The organism is Pseudoselenomonas caprae, assembly GCF_008271345.1.
Classification (GTDB): Bacteria; Bacillota; Negativicutes; order Selenomonadales; family Selenomonadaceae; genus Selenomonas_A; species Selenomonas_A caprae.
This window is the reverse complement of sequence record NZ_VTOZ01000002.1, coordinates 106,278-121,551: the sequence shown is the minus strand read 5'-3', so window position 1 is coordinate 121,551 and position 15,274 is coordinate 106,278. Positions and strand designations below refer to the sequence as shown.

Genomic DNA, 15,274 nt, shown 5'->3' with positions numbered 1-15,274 from the left:
CTCTGGGGAAGGTGGCGCGCTCTGCGCGTCGGAAGAGGTTCTATGCTGGCTCTTGCTTTTCTCTCCACAAACTGAGTCAACCTTAATATTCTATAATGTTGACTGTGAACTTATATGATTTTATAATGTTTACAATAGATTCTTATCTTCATGAGAGGGGCTTCGTTATGAAAATCACTGCTATCGACAAACTCACGGATAAAATCATCGCCGGGCTGCGCATCAAACGCGGAGACGACCTGTCCTATCTGCTCACCGCACCATTGGAGGAGCTGCAAGAAGGTGCCCGCCGGCTTCAGGATCATTTCTGTGGCAACCACATCGATTTCTGCACCATCATCAACGGGCGCAGCGGACGCTGCGGTGAAAACTGCAAGTACTGTGCGCAGGCTGCCTGCCATCATACAGGCATCGAGGAATACAGCTTCCTGCCGAAGGAAGAGATTCTCCGCAACGCCAAGGCCAATCAAGACGCTGGTGCCAACCGCTTTGCCATCGTTACGTCAGGACGTGCTCTTGCCGGAGCAGACTTCGACAAGGCCATCGATACGTACAAGGCCATGCACGACAAACTCACCATCGGCCTCTGCGCCTCCCATGGCCTGCTGACCCGCGAGCAGTTCAAGCGGCTGCGCGCTGCCGGTGTCACGAGCTATCATCATAACATCGAGACCAGCCGCCGTTTCTTCCCGCAAATCTGCACCTCGCATACGTATCAAGACCGCATCGATACCATCAAGATTGCTCAGGAAGAAGGCTTCTGTGTCTGCTCGGGCGGCATCATCGGCATGGGCGAGACCTGGGAAGACCGCCTCGATATGGCTATCAGCCTAGCTGAGCTCGGCATCGAATCCATTCCCATCAACGCGCTGATGGCAATTCCAGGCACAGGGCTTGCCAACCGGCCTGCCCTGCCTGCTGAAGATATCCTGCGCACCATTGCGATTTTCCGCTTCATCAATCCAGCAGCCAATATCCGTCTTGCGGCCGGCCGCAAGCTGCTGCCCCAAAACGGTGCGACCGCCTTCCGCGCCGGCGCCTCGGCTTCGATTACCGGCAACATGCTGACGACTTCCGGCACGACCATCAAGGAAGACATGGCCTTGCTGCGCACACTTGGCCTTACGAACCAAAACACAACCTGCACCGCCAGCTGCGGTACGCACTGATTTATAAAAATAAACAGCAAGGTGGATTGCCTTATCGAACCATCCACCTTGCTGTTTATTTTATGCGTTTGGCATTGAATTTTTCAATCATCTTCTCAGGCTTGTAAGATTCCTTAGCCTTGCGCAGGCCCTCATGGCCCATATCTTCCTCGCGGTTCACATAGGTCATGCCCTGCCAGCAATGCTCGATGAACCCTTGATTGATGGCCGGATAGGCACCACGGATATCCGGATCGGCTTTCTCCACATGCACGACCACCGTATCCGTGTTCAGCTGCTCGCCGAAGGTGAACGCAATGATGCGCCCATCAAGGCGGATAGCTCCGCTCTTGAGCCCGAAGTAGTCAAAATCCGCCAGCACTTCGCGGATAGCCTCACTCTCCCAGCCGATAAACGGATCATCGGGTTCATCCTGGATGCGCAGGTCATACCAGCGCTGCAGCTCATCCAGGCAAGCCGGCAGGATTTCCTGCGTCATCGGCAGGTACTCTGCCTGCGGATACAGCTTGCGGAAGGCATTCAGATGGTTTTTCTTGGAATGCAGCTTGCGCCCGGACAGGGTGATGAGCTTTTCTGCCAAGTAGACATAATCGTAATTGTCACGATCGGCCTTGATCTCGAAGGCAGCGCCTTCGTACTGCTCCAGCACCGCCGCATAGCTCTTCTCCATCCCAGTCATGAAGAATGGCCTGTCCTGCGCCTCAAAGTAGGCCAAAAACTTTGCCGTAGCTTCCTGCATCTTCTCCTCGGGGCCATAGGGCTGCAAGGCCATCAGCTGTCCATCCCATTCAGCAGTCATATAGAGGACGCCGTCCTCTTCGCACCACTTGATATGATATGGCTTGCGCCACATGAACAGATTCGTGAAATTGAAATGGGAATTTTCATAATAACGACTTTTAAAATACCGATCAAGCAAGGGCTTGTCGGCTTTCGTCAACGCACGGAATTCTATGATAATCATCCTCCTGATGACACACTCTCGTTACTGTGTACCCTCTCATGATAACAAATCTGTCAAGTACCGGCTGTGACTGACTCACTGAAGCTTCATCATCTGACGGGCGCTTTCTGCCTGCTGCGCCACCTCAGCTACGCCAGCGCCGCCATTGGCAGCTATTGCCGCCAGAACCGCTCCCTCAACCAACGGACAGTCGACCAGCTTTACCATATCATCCTTGAGATTTTCCTGCACCAGTTCAGCCGTCATGACAGCACTGCCCATATCCATGAGGATTACAGCACCATCATGACCACAAACTTCCTCGACAGCCAGCGTGATTTTCTCATAGCTTGTCCCGAGCATGCCATCGTCCAGTCCGCCAGCTGCGGCAATCTGCGCATCACGCGCCATCATTTCCGCCAGCTCTTTCACGCCCTCGGCCAGCTTCTGGCTATGTGATACGATTACAATCCCTACCAACGCCGTCCCTTCTCTCCTGCTTTATTTGAAAATGCGGCCAGATGTCTGACCGCATTCCATCAATGTATCCTATTGTACCATAATTTTTTGCAATTGCAACAAATCTATTATTTATAGTAAGCCACGCCAGCTTCAAAGAGCTGCTGGTCTTTGCTGCCCGGCACGTTGACAGCAATATGCTCACCAATGCGCTCCGAATGTCCCATCTTGCCAAGCACACGGCCATCCGGACTCGTGATACCTTCGATGGCATTGATCGAACCATTCGGATTAAACGGGATAGCCATCGACGGATTGCCCGACGCATCGACATACTGCGTGGCAATCTGCCCGCGCACGCGCAGCTTTGCAATGATTTCCCGATCGGCGACAAAGCGGCCCTCACCATGCGAGATCGCAATCGTATGGATATCGCCCACCTTGACATTATTGAACCATGGCGACAAGTTCGATACGACCTTCGTCTGCACCATGCACGAAGCATGGCGGCCGATGTTGTTATGCGTAAGCGTCGGCGAAGATTCCGAGAGATCACGGATATCGCCATACGGTACCAGCCCCAGCTTGATAAGTGCCTGGAAACCATTGCAGATGCCCAGCATCAGGCCATCGCGCTTGTTCAAAAGCTTCATGACCTCTTCCTTGATGCGCGGATTGCGGAACATGGCTGCGATGAATTTACCCGAACCATCCGGCTCGTCACCGCCACTGAAACCGCCCGGCAGCATAATCATCTGCGCGCTGCGGATGCCCTTGACGATAGCCTCGACCGTTTCCTCAACGGCAGCTGGCGTAAGGTTACGGACAACCAATGTCTGCGCCTCAGCCCCAGCACGTTCCCAAGCCCGCGCCGAATCGTATTCGCAGTTCGTGCCCGGGAATACCGGAATGAATACCTTCGGCCGGGCGATATGCGTCTGTGGCCGCAACACATTGCCCTTTTCGTAGGGAATATACATTGCCTTTTCCTTGCTGCTCTTCTTGACCTGCGTCGGGAAAATCTTTTCGAGCGGCGTCGTAAACGCTGTCTCTGCATCGGCAAGCATGACAACCGTCGCGTCACAGACAATACTCGGGCCAGCCGTCGTCACACCGAGCTCACGGTAGCCGGTTCCGGCCAGCAGCGTCTCAACATCGGTATGTTCGGCCACCTCGAGGATGATCGAACCATAATCCGGCGTGAACAGTTTCTCCATCGTTATCTGCTCGGCGAACTTAAACCCAATGCCATTGCCGAGCGCCATCTTCGTGACCGCCGCAGCGATACCACCAACGCCGACACTCTGCGCCGCAAAGACCTTCTTGCCCGCCGTCATCTGGCTGATTTTCTCCCAGTTGCGCCGCATCTTCGCAAAGATTGGCAAATCCTGGCTGTCTTTCGGTGCCGGCACCAGATAGACCTTGTTGCCCGGATATTTGAATTCCGGCGAAACCGCACAATCGGCTTTCATGACATCGACAGCAAAGGCTGCCAGCGTCGGCGGTACATGAATGTCCTCAAACGTTCCCGACATCGAATCCTTGCCGCCGATGGCCGGAATCTCAAGCTCATGCTGCGCCCAGAGCGCACCGATAAGCGCGGCAAACGGGTTGCCCCACTTCTTCGGATCTTTGCCGAGACTTTCGAAGTATTCCTGGAACGTCAAGCGGATATTATCCGCACGGCCGCCCAAAGCAACGATCTTAGCTGCCGACTCGACAACCGAGTAGAGTGCGCCATGGAACGGGCTCCACTCCGTAAAAGCCGGATTGAGCCCAAAGGTCATCGCCGTTGCCGTATTCGTCTCCGCACCAAGGACCGGCAATTTCGCGACCATGCCCTCAGCTGGCGTAAGCTGCTTGCGGCCACCGAACGGCATCAGTACCGTATTGCCGCCGATTGTTGAATCGAAACGCTCGGCCAGGCCCTTCTGGCTGCAAACATTGAGATCCGACAGATTGGCCAGCCAGGCCTTCTCCAGATCCTTGCCGCAGGCCTTGACCGCCGCCGGGATTTCATGCAGATAGCGTTTCTTCTCATCGGGGCTGCTGATTACAGCAGTGACATGCTGGCGCACACCGTTCGTATCGAGGAATTCGCGGTTCATCTGCACGATGGGCCTGCCGCGCCATTTCATGATAAGCCGCGGCAGTGCTGTAACCTCGGCGACCTTTGTCGCCTCCAGATTCTCTTCGTCGGCGAACCGGACAAAAGCCTCCAGGTCTTCCGGATCGATGACGACAGCCATGCGCTCCTGCGACTCAGAAATGGCAAGCTCCGTGCCGTCAAGTCCCGCGTACTTCTTCTTGACTGCATCGAGATCGATGACAAGCCCGTCGGCCAGCTCGCCGATGGCAACGGCCACACCGCCAGCACCAAAATCGTTGCAGCGTTTGATCATGCGGCTGACCTGCGGATTGCGGAACAGGCGCTGAATCTTGCGCTCCGTCGGCGGATTGCCTTTCTGCACCTCAGCGCCGCAGCTCGTCAGCGACTCCTCCGTATGCTCCTTGGACGAGCCCGTTGCCCCGCCGCAGCCATCACGGCCCGTGCGGCCGCCGACGAGCACGATAAGGTCCCCGGCTGCGGGACGCTCGCGGACGACATTGACCTTTGGCGCAGCCGCAATGACCGCACCGATTTCCATACGCTTAGCCATGTAGCCCTCATGATAGACTTCGCGTACCTGTCCCGTCGCCAAGCCGATCTGATTGCCATAAGCACTGTAGCCAGCCGCAGCGCCCAATGTGATTTTTTTCTGCGGCAGCTTGCCCGATAGCGTATCCTTGAACGGGCGGCGCGGATCTGCAGCGCCGGTTACGCGCATAGCCTGGTAGACATACGAACGCCCCGAAAGCGGATCGCGGATAGCACCGCCCAGGCACGTAGCGGCGCCACCGAACGGCTCGATTTCTGTCGGATGATTGTGCGTCTCGTTCTTGAACATGACGAGCCATTCCTCGTCCTTGCCATCGATATCTGCCTTGACGACAATGCTGCAAGCATTGATTTCCTCCGATTTGTCGAGATCTTCGAGCTTGCCCTGTTTCCTTAGTGCCTTCATGCCGATGACGGCAATATCCATCAGCGTCACATCGCGGAGATTGCTCCCATAGATTTCCTTGCGGTCTTCCAGGTATTTGTTGTAAGCCTTCGTGATAGCCGGAGAAAAATAGCCTTCTTCGATGTCCACCATATCAATGGCCGTCGTGAACGTCGTATGGCGGCAATGATCCGACCAATAAGTATCGATGACGCGCAGCTCCGTGATGGTCGGTGCCCGCCGCTCCGTCTCCTTAAAGTACTGCTGGCAGAACTTCAGATCCTCGAAGCTCATCGCAAATCCCTTGTCAGCCATGAACGCCTTGAGTCCCGCCTCATCGAGCGTATTGAACGCTTTGAGCACCTCAACGTCGGCCGGTTCCTCATAGTGCATGTCCAGCGATTCCGGTTTTTCCAGGCTCGCCTCACGGCTCTCCACGGCATTGATGCAGTAGTCCTTGATTTTCGCAAAGTCATCGCGGCTCACATCCCCCACGATGACAATAACGCGGGCCGTCGCGATCCGCGGACGCTCTTTCTGCGTGACCAGCTGTACACACTGGGCTGCTGAGTCGGCCGTCTGGTCGTACTGGCCCGGCAGATATTCCACCGCAAATGTCCGCGAATTCGGAAAATGCGGCAGTTTCTCCTCATATACTACATCCACCGGCGGCTCTGCAAATACCACCGACTTTACCGCTGCATACTCTTCATCGCTGAGGCCTTCGATATCATACCGCTTGATGATGCGGACGGCCTTCAGTTCCTCGAGGCGGAACGTCTCCTTGAGGTCGCTGCAGAGCTGCTGGGCGGGGATGTCAAAGAATCCCTGTCGTTTCTCTACGAAAATTCTTCTTACAGTCATGAGTGCTCTTTTCCTCCAAATGAAAAAATACTGAAAACATAAAGCTTTATATAGATAAATAGGCATAGCAGACCCCCTACCGGCCTGCTATGCCTATTGCATCACAAACAATCCACTGCAATCTTGACGACTACCTTGGTTACCTTGCCTGGCGTATCATCTACTGCCCCCTGCGGACGATGTACATCCTCCGGATAGAGCACAGCAAAACGCCCCGGAGACAGCACAATATTGCTTTCCGGTATCAAGGACTCATAGAACGTTATATCTTTTTCGGCATCATAAGGGCTCAACACCGTAAGATCCGGGCTGAACGGACACCATCCCATATACTCTTCGCCCTCCACGACGAATTGGATATCCACATATTTCGTATGTGTCTCCGGATGGCATTCACGATATAACCGCGTCGTATAACGCTGCAGATTGGCCACACATTTATCCCCATCGATTGGATAGCGGCCATCCGCCAGCTGTGTAAAATCATGTTCGCGCAGATAATCCAACGCTTTCTGCACCATAGCTGGATATCTTACATGGCTGTCATCCAGCGAATCAATGCTGCCAATAATCATGCCATACCCCTCTTCCCATTCTCATAACTAACATCTTTGACAAGCATCCCGCTTGTCTTTAGTATCATTTTACCTAAAACAGATGCGTATTGCAAGGATACAGGGCTATTTTATCAAAAAGCGCTTAATTTTTCTACAAAAGGACATGCGCCCCAAAATTCTCCATCATCTGTTTCCTCTCAAAAGACCATCTGTAAATTATATCTTGCCAACAGACAGACCCTGTGATATGATTGTCATATATTGCAAAAGGCAATGACTGAAAGAGTATCTGTCCATCTTCTCTCCAGAGAGGCGGTGTTAGGTGTAAACCGCCGGGAGGACACAGAGAAAGCTGCTCACGAGCCTGCATGGCCCCATAAGCCCTGCCGTCAGCCGCGTTAAGGCATTGAGTGGATTCCTGCCGATTGCAGGGTCCGATTAAGGTGGTACCACGGGAATAAGCCCTCGTCCTTTACAGGATGAGGGCTTTTATAGTAGAAACATAAGGGAGGAAAATATACCCATGCGTGAACTCTTAGAACTGCTCGAACACGATGCACGCCGTCCAGTCGGCGAGCTGGCCTCCATGCTGAACCGCAGCGAGTACGAAGTCGAGCGCGACATCAAGAATCTGGAAAAGGACAAGATCATCCTTTCCTATAATACGCTGATCAACTGGGAAAAATTCGGTGATGATACGGTCACGGCTGTCATCGAAATCAATCTGACGCCGCAACGCGAAGTCGGCTTCGATGCCATCGCCGAGCGCATCTACCGCTTCGACGAAGTACGCACCGTCTATCTGATGAGCGGCAGTTTCGACCTCATGGTCATCATCGAGGGCAAGTCGCTAAAGGACGTCGCCAACTTTGTCGCCAAACGTCTGGCCACCATCGAGGGCGTCACGGCTACGCGCAGTCATTTCATGCTCAAACCATACAAGAAGGATGGCATCATCATCAACGACGAAGAGCGTGACCGCAGATTGGTGGTGTCCCCATGATCGAAACAAAAAACAACTGGGCAGACCGCCTCTCCCCCGGCGTCAATGCCATCGCTCCCTCGGGTATCCGCAAATTCTTCGATATCGCCGCCCAGATGGAGGATGTCATCTCCCTTGGTGTCGGCGAACCGGACTTTGTCACACCGTGGTCTATCCGTGAAAGCTGTGTCTACGGATTAGAGCAGGGCTACACATCCTATACGGCCAACCGCGGCCTGCCCGAGCTGCGGCAGGAAATCTGCAACCACTTCCACGACTGCTATCAGACCGACTACGATGCCGCCACCGATGTCCTGGTGACGGTCGGCGTCAGCGAAGCTCTCGATATCGCCATGCGCGCCATCCTCGCACCTGGCGATGAAGTGCTGATTCCCGAGCCTTGCTACGTCTCATATCAAGCCTGCACGATTTTAGCCGGTGGTGTCCCTGTGGCCGTTCCCGCGAAAATCGAGAACGAATTCCGCATCACGCCGGCTGAACTTGAGGAGCATGTCACGGAGCGCACCAAGGTGCTGCTGATTGGCTATCCGAACAACCCGACCGGTGCCATCATGACACGCAAGGATCTCCAGGCCATCGCGGACTTTGCCGAAAAACACGACCTTATCGTCATTTCCGATGAAATCTACGGCGACCTGACCTATGGCGGCGAGGAGCATGTCTGCTTTGCCTCCCTGCCGCGCATGCAGGAGCGCACCATCCTGCTCAATGGATTTTCCAAAGCCTATGCCATGACAGGCTGGCGCATCGGCTATGCACTCGGCAATCCGACCATCATCGCCGCCATGACGAAAATCCATCAGTACACGATGCTCTGTGCGCCAATCACGGCTCAGATTGCCGCCGTCGAGGCACTGCGCCACGGCGAGAAATACATGAAGAAGATGGTCTCGGAGTACGATCGCCGCCGCCGTCTGATTTATGATGGCTTCATCAAGATGGGCCTCGAATGCTTCGAACCAAAAGGTGCCTTCTATATCTTCCCCAACATCAGCTCAACCGGCTACACGTCGGATGAATTCGCCGAAGAGCTATTGAAAGCTGAACATGTCGCCCTCGTCCCCGGCAGTGCCTTCGGTGCCTGCGGCGAAGGCCATGTCCGCTGCTCGTATGCGACCTCCATCGACAAGATTTCCGAGGCACTCAATCGCATCGACAATTTCCTCAAGCATCATAAAAAATAAAAATGAGCCGGAAAGCAGCAACCGCTTTCCGGCTCATCGTTTCTTCAGGATTTTGTAGTATGGTGAGGATTTTTGCTCACTATCTCAATCGCCTTAGCGATTGCCTGGATAACCGTAACCTCACCTTCCGTAGTCATCTCACTGACGCGGACAAAAACATCGCCCTTGCGCGTGGATACATATCTGGGCGGCAGCTGATTGAGGGCCAGCGCAGCAATATCCGAGCGGCATTGCTCACACCGGCAGCAGGATGGATACTGTTCCAGTACAATATCCATCTTGTCCTGGACAACTTCTTCCATACAGTTTTTCAGTTCCATGATTATTCCTCCCTGTTGGGATTCATTATAACACGTTTTTAGTCAGAAGCAAATCCAGCATAATCTTTCTGAATTTGACAAAAATGCCGACCCATGCTATACTATCAATTGTTGTCTAGGGCAATAATCATGCGCTCGTAGTCCAGTGGATAGGACGTTAGCCTCCGGAGCTGAAAGCGTGGGTTCGACTCCCGCCGAGCGCACCACTTTGATTCAGATAGCTTTTCGCAGTCTTCTTTATGAAGCTGCGGAAAGCTTTTTTTGTATCCTTTCTTCTGGCAAATAATATTCCCCCGTGGATAATCCACGGGGGAATATTATTTGCTAGAAGCTTACTGTATTCACCAGAAGCCATCCTTATCTTCTTGTTTTTCGACCCATTTGTGAGCTACGTCTTTATTCACCCACCACTCATCGAAATAGATTTCGACATCTCTTTCGTTGCTCTCATCGGAACATCTATGGGACCCCAACACGAAATCCCCCTCAAGGACATCACCTGGTTCGAGCCGGTTCGGTTTGGCGTAATATTTGCGTACCCAGCCACAGCTGTAGCCATGAAAAGCGGATACCACTACGCTTTTATTCACGGGATTGTAATAAACCACGGTCCCCTTTTCTGCAAATGCACTGCTCGATAGTATCAAGGTCAGCAAAAACAACAAGGGGAATACTTTTTTCAACGACATAGTCCTCACTCCTTACCAATGATTCATCCTTATACCAACCGGCTTGTCCTTGCCGAAATGTATTCTGTTCTTTATATCCCTGAAAATGGCAAAGTGTTGTCGTCTTCCCCTCATTTTTTCACTCACACGGCACCATGCTCCAAAAGATCTTCAAAGCGCTCGCGCACCTGCGGTACCGACAACCCAATGATGACCTGGATGGCGCAGCCATTATGCACAAGGCCATGGGCGCCATGGGCCTTGAATACCTCTGGTGCGGCCAGCAGGCTGTCATCCTTGACCGTCACGCGCAGCCGCGTCGCACAGTTCGTCACGTCGACGATGTTTTCCCGGCCGCCGAGATCTGCGAGGAATGCCGCCGCTTCCTCCGCCAGGATATCCCCTTTCGCCTTGGCCTTGTAGTCGGCTTTGGTGTAGAGTTTGACCTCTTCATCGCCGCGGCCCGGCGTCTTGAGGTCAAGCTTTAGGATAAGCGTCCGGAACACTGCAAACCAGATTCCCGTGAAGATGAGCCCGACAACAATCTGCGTCAAATAAGTCGGCCAGTGATTCTGGAACAACGGGATCCAGTCCTGGAACAGGGCGCAGTCCAGAAGGCCGCCGCCGAAATTCCCCGTCACGCCCAGCGCATACATCGTAGCCGACAACGTGCCAGCCAGCAAAGCATGGACAACGAACAAGATAGGAGCGACAAACAAGAAGGTGAATTCCAATGGCTCCGTGATGCCGCAGCAGACCGCCACTGCAGCAGCGGGGAATACCAGCGCACCGATTTTCTTGCGGTTCTCCGGTTTCGCCGTGAAGTACAGTGCCAAGGCGATGCCCGGGCAGCCAAAGACCTTGCTCATGCCATGCAGCGCAAAGCCGCCTTCGGGGAACAACTCGATCAAAGGCTTTGTCGAAGCCGCAAACTCCTGCAGATGCTGGAGCCAATAAACCTGGATGCCATTATCGACCACAGCCGGCCCGAAGATAAACGGCAGGTAAATGAAGTGATGCAGCCCTGTCGGAATCAAGATGCGCTCAAGGAACGTATAGACCCATACGCCGCCTACGCCTGCGCTGACCAAAAAGCCCTGCAGCGAAGCAATCGCCAGCTGGAACTGCGGCCAGACCACGCAGAACAGCAGCGCAATCGGGAACATCAGCCAGAAGCCAGCCACCACGACGAGGGACGAGCCGCGGAAAATGCCCAGGCTTTCCGGCATATTGACATCAAACAATTTCCCATGCAGCCAGACCGAAATGGCTGCAATGAGAATCGCACCGACAATACCGGTATCGAGGGTCTTGATGGTCGCCACCATCGTAAGCCCCGAGCCAGCTACGGCCTCACGCGTGAAGTCAACGCCAAAGCTCGGCCCGTAGATGGACAGGATGGCACTGACGAAATAATTGAAGATGATGTAGATCAGAAAAGATTCCATACAGGCCCGGGCGTTATTCTTTTTCGCCAGGCCAATCGGAAGACCGATCGCAAACAAGAGCGGCATCTGGCGAAAAACCGTCCAGGCACCTTCCTGGATGATATACCAGAAATTGTACCAAAGCGTGCCCTTCTCGGCGATGGGGCCGAGAAGCATCGCATTGGTGCACAGAATGGAGATTGCTACAAATATACCAAATACACCGAACATCAAAACTGGCGTGAACATCGCACCACCGAAGCGCTGGACGTTCTGCATGACAATATCTTTTGAAATCTGCATGACAAACTCTCCTATTCCCCGTCACAGGCTTTTAGTGCAGTTCCGGCCAATACGCTTTATTCGCTTCGATGAGATCATCCAGGATTGCCTTAGCTACCGACGCCGACGGCACTGTCTTCGAAAGGGTCAGCGCCTGCCAGAGTTTCTGGTAGCTGCCATTGATCCAGGCATCGACCACGAGTTTTTCCACCGATACCTGCTGCTCCATCAAGCCCTTCTGGAACTGCGGAATCTTGCCGATGCTGATTTTTTCATAGCCGTTAGCCCCGACGATGCACGGAATCTCCACCATCGCCGTCGGATCGAAATTGGCAATCGCGCCATTGTTCTCCACAATCAGCAGCATGCGTGCTTTCTGGTTTGTCGTGATGGCCTCAGCCAAATCGACGATATAGCTTGCATGGTCATCCGCCTCAAAGGCACAATCTTTCGCTGTACCTTTGTCCACGATATCCTTCGCTGCTGCAAATACATGTTTCTCACGATGCTCCATGACCTCATTAGCCCGCGTGTGGTCAGGATGCTCGTTATCATGCTGGAACACGTAATCCGGATAGAGATAATATTTGAGATACGTATTGGGCAGCGTATCGGGATCGACTGCATAGACATCTTTCGCCTTGGCAAAGGTATCCTGCCAGCTGGCCTCAACATTTTTGTCATTGGGATTTACGACATAGCCGTGCTCCTTGACATGCGCCTTGATTTGCGGCATGAGATCATGGCCTTGCTTGTCGCGGATATCACACCACCAGCCGAAGTGATTGAGACCATAATAGCGCACCTCCATATCCTTGCGGCCATTCGGCAGCTTGAGGATTTCCGCCATGCGCTCTTCGATGCCGACAGGCATATCGCAGATATTGATGATGCGGGAATCCGGCCGCAGACGGCGCGTGGCCTCAGCAACGATAGCCGCCGGATTCGAGTAGTTGAGCATCCAGGCCTTCGGCGAATATTTTTCCATATAATCGAGAATCTCCAGAACGCCGCCGATGGAACGCATGCCATAAGCAATGCCGCCCGGACCGCAGGTTTCCTGTCCGAAGACGCCGTGACGCATCGGGATTTTTTCATCCTTCTCACGCATCGCATATTTGCCGACCCGGATATGGGCCATGACGAAGTCCACATCGGTAAATGCTTCCTCCGGATCGGTCGTATACGAAAAAGCGATTTCCGGCGCCCGCTCCGCGAGCAGAATCTTGCAGGCTTCCGCAATCTTTTTCTGCCGCTCGGCATCGTTATCGTAGAATTTTATCTGGCGAATCGGGAACCGATCGCTGTGTTTCAAGAGCATCAGGACAATTCCTGGTGTGAAGGTACTTCCGCCGCCGGCAATAACAATCGATGACTTTTTCATAATAAAAACCCCTTTCAAAAATGATTGCCTGTGAAAAACCTTCGCGAATGGATTTCATGGCTTTATCATAATCAAAAGGAGTTACGGTTTCAATAGTTCTGGCGTGGTTCGGGAGACGTCACCCCAGCCTGTGACTTGTCACGATCTGGCGTGATATATCACATTTTGCCTTAGGTATCTTCGCTGTCACCATCCTGCTCTGCCAAAAACTGCGTATAGCTGACAAACCAGATTTCCACCATCAGGAAAAAGGCCAGCGTCGACTCATAAGGACGTTTCGATGCCACGGGAAGCGCCCTAGGCGTCACATAAAGATTTTCGGTACTGAGCCGTGCCAGTGAATTGCTTTGCAGCCGCGTCATCGAGATCAGTGGCACGCCTTTAGCATGCAGCGTCTTGGCAAAATCCACCACACGGTCACTCTCGCCGCTCAGTGAAATGATGACAAAAAGATCCTCAGGCGTCGCATTCTCCATCGTGATGCGAAACTCATCCGGGCCGTAAATGGTATACAGATATTGATTCATCTGCAGGAACAGCCGCGTAAGTTCATTGGCGATATTGCGCTGCACGAGCCCCGAAGCAAAAACAAACACGCGGCGGGCACGATGCATCAGCCGGTTGACACGCTCAAAATCCTGCTTGGCAATCTCCTCGCCGATGGCCTGGCACAAGGCAGTCGTCGCCTCGGCGATCGTCTGGGTAGGCTTGTCATGGGGCTTGGCATATTCCATCTTGAGCACAGCCTTCAGATCGCTGAAGCCATCGAATCCCAGCTTCTTGGCAAACCGCATCACCGTTGTGCGCGAGACATGACAGGCATCTGCCAAATCATAGATGGATATATAACAGCATTCTTCCAAATGCGCATAGATATAACGCCAAACAATCAAATCCGTATCGTTCAACCGACTCAGATTATGCTTCACAAGCTCTTCCATCTTCATGCCATCATCCCTTCTGCCAGCAATACAACAACTGTTTACAGTATAACACATCCAGGCCAGAAACTTGACCGATCAATTTGACTTGTCATTTTTGACCGGTCAATCTGACTTGTCGATGCTAAAGCATATTAAAAATATATGTTTACAGTTGACAAAGTTACACAAGTGTCTTATCATATAATACAAATATGAATTGGAGGGATGAACATGAATGCGAAAAAATTATCACTTTTGGCCCTGAGCGCACTCACGGCTATAACGTTACTCCTCAGCGGCTGCGGCCAGCAGGCGCAAAAGGAAATCAAACTAGGTGCAACCTCCGGGCCGCATGCCGAAGTAGCCGAAGCTGTCGCCAAAGAAGCTGCCAATCAGGGACTCAAAGTCACTGTTGTCGAGTTTTCCGATTATGTCACACCCGATCAGGCGCTCGCTGACGGCGATATCGACCTGAACAGCTACCAGCACGAGCCGTTTCTAAAAAATTTTGCCGCACAGCACAACGCCGAACTTTCCCCTATTGGCACAACGATTCTCATGCGCATGGGTATCTACAGTGATAAAGTCCACAACGTAAAAGACATCCCCGATGGCGCAAAAGTAGCCATTCCGAATGACCCGACCAACGGTGGCCGCGCACTGATGCTGCTCGCTAAAGCCGGACTCATCACCTTGCCGGAAAACAATTTCAAAGCAACGATACAGGACATCCAGGCCAATCCCAAACATCTCCAGTTTGTCGAGCTCGAGGCCGCCCAGCTGCCCCGCAGCCTGCAGGATGTCGATATCGCCGTCATCACGATGAACTACGTCATGAGCGGCGGACTCGATGTCGAAAAACAGGGCATCTATCTGGAAGACAAATCGGAACCATTGGCAGTCACGGTACTGGCCGCCCGTACGAAAGACAAAGACAATGCCGACTATCAGAAAATCGCCCAGATTTTCCATGCAGAGGCCATCAAGAAATTCATTCAGGATCAGTATCATGGTACCATCGTACCAGCAGAATAAGGGGCAATCACT

At 53.0% G+C, this 15,274-nt stretch carries 13 protein-coding genes, 1 tRNA gene and 1 other annotated feature; of the genes, 5 read left to right on the top strand and 9 right to left on the bottom strand.

Features of this window, described 5'->3' with window-relative positions; genetic code table 11:
* The first annotated feature begins 167 nt into the window (after positions 1-167).
* Positions 168-1,169: a biotin synthase BioB gene (gene bioB / locus FZ041_RS01520; protein ID WP_075442093.1), complete on the top strand. Its 1,002-nt coding sequence runs from the start codon at positions 168-170 to the stop codon at positions 1,167-1,169.
* Positions 1,170-1,224: 55 nt separating this feature from the next.
* Here the strand turns inward: bioB and FZ041_RS01515 are convergent, their stop codons facing one another.
* The 4 genes from FZ041_RS01515 to FZ041_RS01500 all read right to left on the bottom strand — a co-directional run bounded on the left by FZ041_RS01515 (position 1,225) and on the right by FZ041_RS01500 (position 7,054).
* On the bottom strand, positions 1,225-2,133 hold the full coding sequence (locus FZ041_RS01515) for a DUF2156 domain-containing protein (RefSeq protein ID WP_149188305.1): 909 nt from the start codon (positions 2,131-2,133) through the stop codon (positions 1,225-1,227).
* 75 nt (positions 2,134-2,208) lie between these two features.
* On the bottom strand, positions 2,209-2,592 hold the full coding sequence (dhaM, locus tag FZ041_RS01510) for a dihydroxyacetone kinase phosphoryl donor subunit DhaM (RefSeq protein ID WP_075442097.1): 384 nt from the start codon (positions 2,590-2,592) through the stop codon (positions 2,209-2,211).
* A gap of 107 nt (positions 2,593-2,699) precedes the next feature.
* Positions 2,700-6,479: a phosphoribosylformylglycinamidine synthase gene (locus FZ041_RS01505; protein WP_149188304.1), complete on the bottom strand. Its 3,780-nt coding sequence runs from the start codon at positions 6,477-6,479 to the stop codon at positions 2,700-2,702.
* Between the two features lie 101 nt (positions 6,480-6,580).
* Positions 6,581-7,054, bottom strand: a complete 474-nt coding sequence (locus tag FZ041_RS01500) for a NanQ anomerase/TabA/YiaL family protein (protein ID WP_149188303.1) — start codon at positions 7,052-7,054, stop codon at positions 6,581-6,583.
* A gap of 246 nt (positions 7,055-7,300) precedes the next feature.
* Positions 7,301-7,512 (top strand) — a binding site (T-box leader).
* Positions 7,513-7,559: 47 nt separating this feature from the next.
* On the opposite strand from FZ041_RS01500, the gene FZ041_RS01495 reads away from it, so the two are divergent.
* Positions 7,560-8,039: an Lrp/AsnC family transcriptional regulator gene (locus FZ041_RS01495; RefSeq protein ID WP_075442103.1), complete on the top strand. Its 480-nt coding sequence runs from the start codon at positions 7,560-7,562 to the stop codon at positions 8,037-8,039.
* Complete coding sequence (locus FZ041_RS01490) at positions 8,036-9,223, top strand: aminotransferase class I/II-fold pyridoxal phosphate-dependent enzyme (protein ID WP_149188302.1); 1,188 nt, start codon at positions 8,036-8,038, stop codon at positions 9,221-9,223. The genes FZ041_RS01495 and FZ041_RS01490 overlap by 4 nt, the downstream gene beginning before the upstream one ends.
* Before the next feature lie 44 nt (positions 9,224-9,267).
* Here the strand turns inward: FZ041_RS01490 and FZ041_RS01485 are convergent, their stop codons facing one another.
* The gene (locus tag FZ041_RS01485) at positions 9,268-9,543 is read right to left on the bottom strand and encodes a late competence development ComFB family protein (RefSeq protein ID WP_149188301.1); all 276 of its coding nucleotides are present in this window, start codon (positions 9,541-9,543) and stop codon (positions 9,268-9,270) included.
* 131 nt (positions 9,544-9,674) lie between these two features.
* Here FZ041_RS01485 and FZ041_RS01480 point away from each other — a divergent pair.
* A tRNA-Arg gene (locus FZ041_RS01480) sits at positions 9,675-9,749 on the top strand.
* Positions 9,750-9,884: 135 nt separating this feature from the next.
* Here FZ041_RS01480 and FZ041_RS01475 read toward each other — a convergent pair.
* The 4 genes from FZ041_RS01475 to FZ041_RS01460 form a co-directional block, all read right to left on the bottom strand.
* Positions 9,885-10,232 carry a hypothetical protein gene (locus FZ041_RS01475; protein ID WP_149188300.1) on the bottom strand — a complete coding sequence of 116 codons (348 nt, stop codon included), beginning with the start codon at positions 10,230-10,232 and terminating at the stop codon, positions 9,885-9,887.
* Between the two features lie 122 nt (positions 10,233-10,354).
* On the bottom strand, positions 10,355-11,941 hold the full coding sequence (locus FZ041_RS01470; protein ID WP_149188299.1) for an alpha-glucoside-specific PTS transporter subunit IIBC: 1,587 nt from the start codon (positions 11,939-11,941) through the stop codon (positions 10,355-10,357).
* 31 nt (positions 11,942-11,972) lie between these two features.
* A complete protein-coding gene (locus FZ041_RS01465; RefSeq protein WP_149188298.1) occupies positions 11,973-13,304 on the bottom strand; it encodes a 6-phospho-alpha-glucosidase in 1,332 nt (443 codons plus the stop codon).
* A 170-nt stretch (positions 13,305-13,474) separates the two neighbouring features.
* Positions 13,475-14,251: a MurR/RpiR family transcriptional regulator gene (locus tag FZ041_RS01460; protein ID WP_149188297.1), complete on the bottom strand. Its 777-nt coding sequence runs from the start codon at positions 14,249-14,251 to the stop codon at positions 13,475-13,477.
* Between the two features lie 207 nt (positions 14,252-14,458).
* On the opposite strand from FZ041_RS01460, the gene FZ041_RS01455 reads away from it, so the two are divergent.
* The gene (locus tag FZ041_RS01455) at positions 14,459-15,262 is read left to right on the top strand and encodes a MetQ/NlpA family ABC transporter substrate-binding protein (protein WP_149188296.1); all 804 of its coding nucleotides are present in this window, start codon (positions 14,459-14,461) and stop codon (positions 15,260-15,262) included.
* Positions 15,263-15,274: the final 12 nt, after the last annotated feature.

Excerpts from the sequence above, each read along its gene's own strand:
- bioB (WP_075442093.1), top strand. The coding sequence starts at position 168 with ATGAAAATCACTGCTATCGACAAACTCACGGATAAAATCATCGCCGGG.
- FZ041_RS01515 (WP_149188305.1), bottom strand. The coding sequence starts at position 2,133 with ATGATTATCATAGAATTCCGTGCGTTGACGAAAGCCGACAAGCCCTTG.
- FZ041_RS01505 (WP_149188304.1), bottom strand. The coding sequence starts at position 6,479 with ATGACTGTAAGAAGAATTTTCGTAGAGAAACGACAGGGATTCTTTGAC.
- FZ041_RS01500 (WP_149188303.1), bottom strand. The coding sequence starts at position 7,054 with ATGATTATTGGCAGCATTGATTCGCTGGATGACAGCCATGTAAGATAT.
- FZ041_RS01495 (WP_075442103.1), top strand. The coding sequence starts at position 7,560 with ATGCGTGAACTCTTAGAACTGCTCGAACACGATGCACGCCGTCCAGTC.
- FZ041_RS01490 (WP_149188302.1), top strand. The coding sequence starts at position 8,036 with ATGATCGAAACAAAAAACAACTGGGCAGACCGCCTCTCCCCCGGCGTC.
- FZ041_RS01485 (WP_149188301.1), bottom strand. The coding sequence starts at position 9,543 with ATGGAACTGAAAAACTGTATGGAAGAAGTTGTCCAGGACAAGATGGAT.
- FZ041_RS01475 (WP_149188300.1), bottom strand. The coding sequence starts at position 10,232 with ATGTCGTTGAAAAAAGTATTCCCCTTGTTGTTTTTGCTGACCTTGATA.
- FZ041_RS01470 (WP_149188299.1), bottom strand. The coding sequence starts at position 11,941 with ATGCAGATTTCAAAAGATATTGTCATGCAGAACGTCCAGCGCTTCGGT.
- FZ041_RS01465 (WP_149188298.1), bottom strand. The coding sequence starts at position 13,304 with ATGAAAAAGTCATCGATTGTTATTGCCGGCGGCGGAAGTACCTTCACA.
- FZ041_RS01460 (WP_149188297.1), bottom strand. The coding sequence starts at position 14,251 with ATGAAGATGGAAGAGCTTGTGAAGCATAATCTGAGTCGGTTGAACGAT.
- FZ041_RS01455 (WP_149188296.1), top strand. The coding sequence starts at position 14,459 with ATGAATGCGAAAAAATTATCACTTTTGGCCCTGAGCGCACTCACGGCT.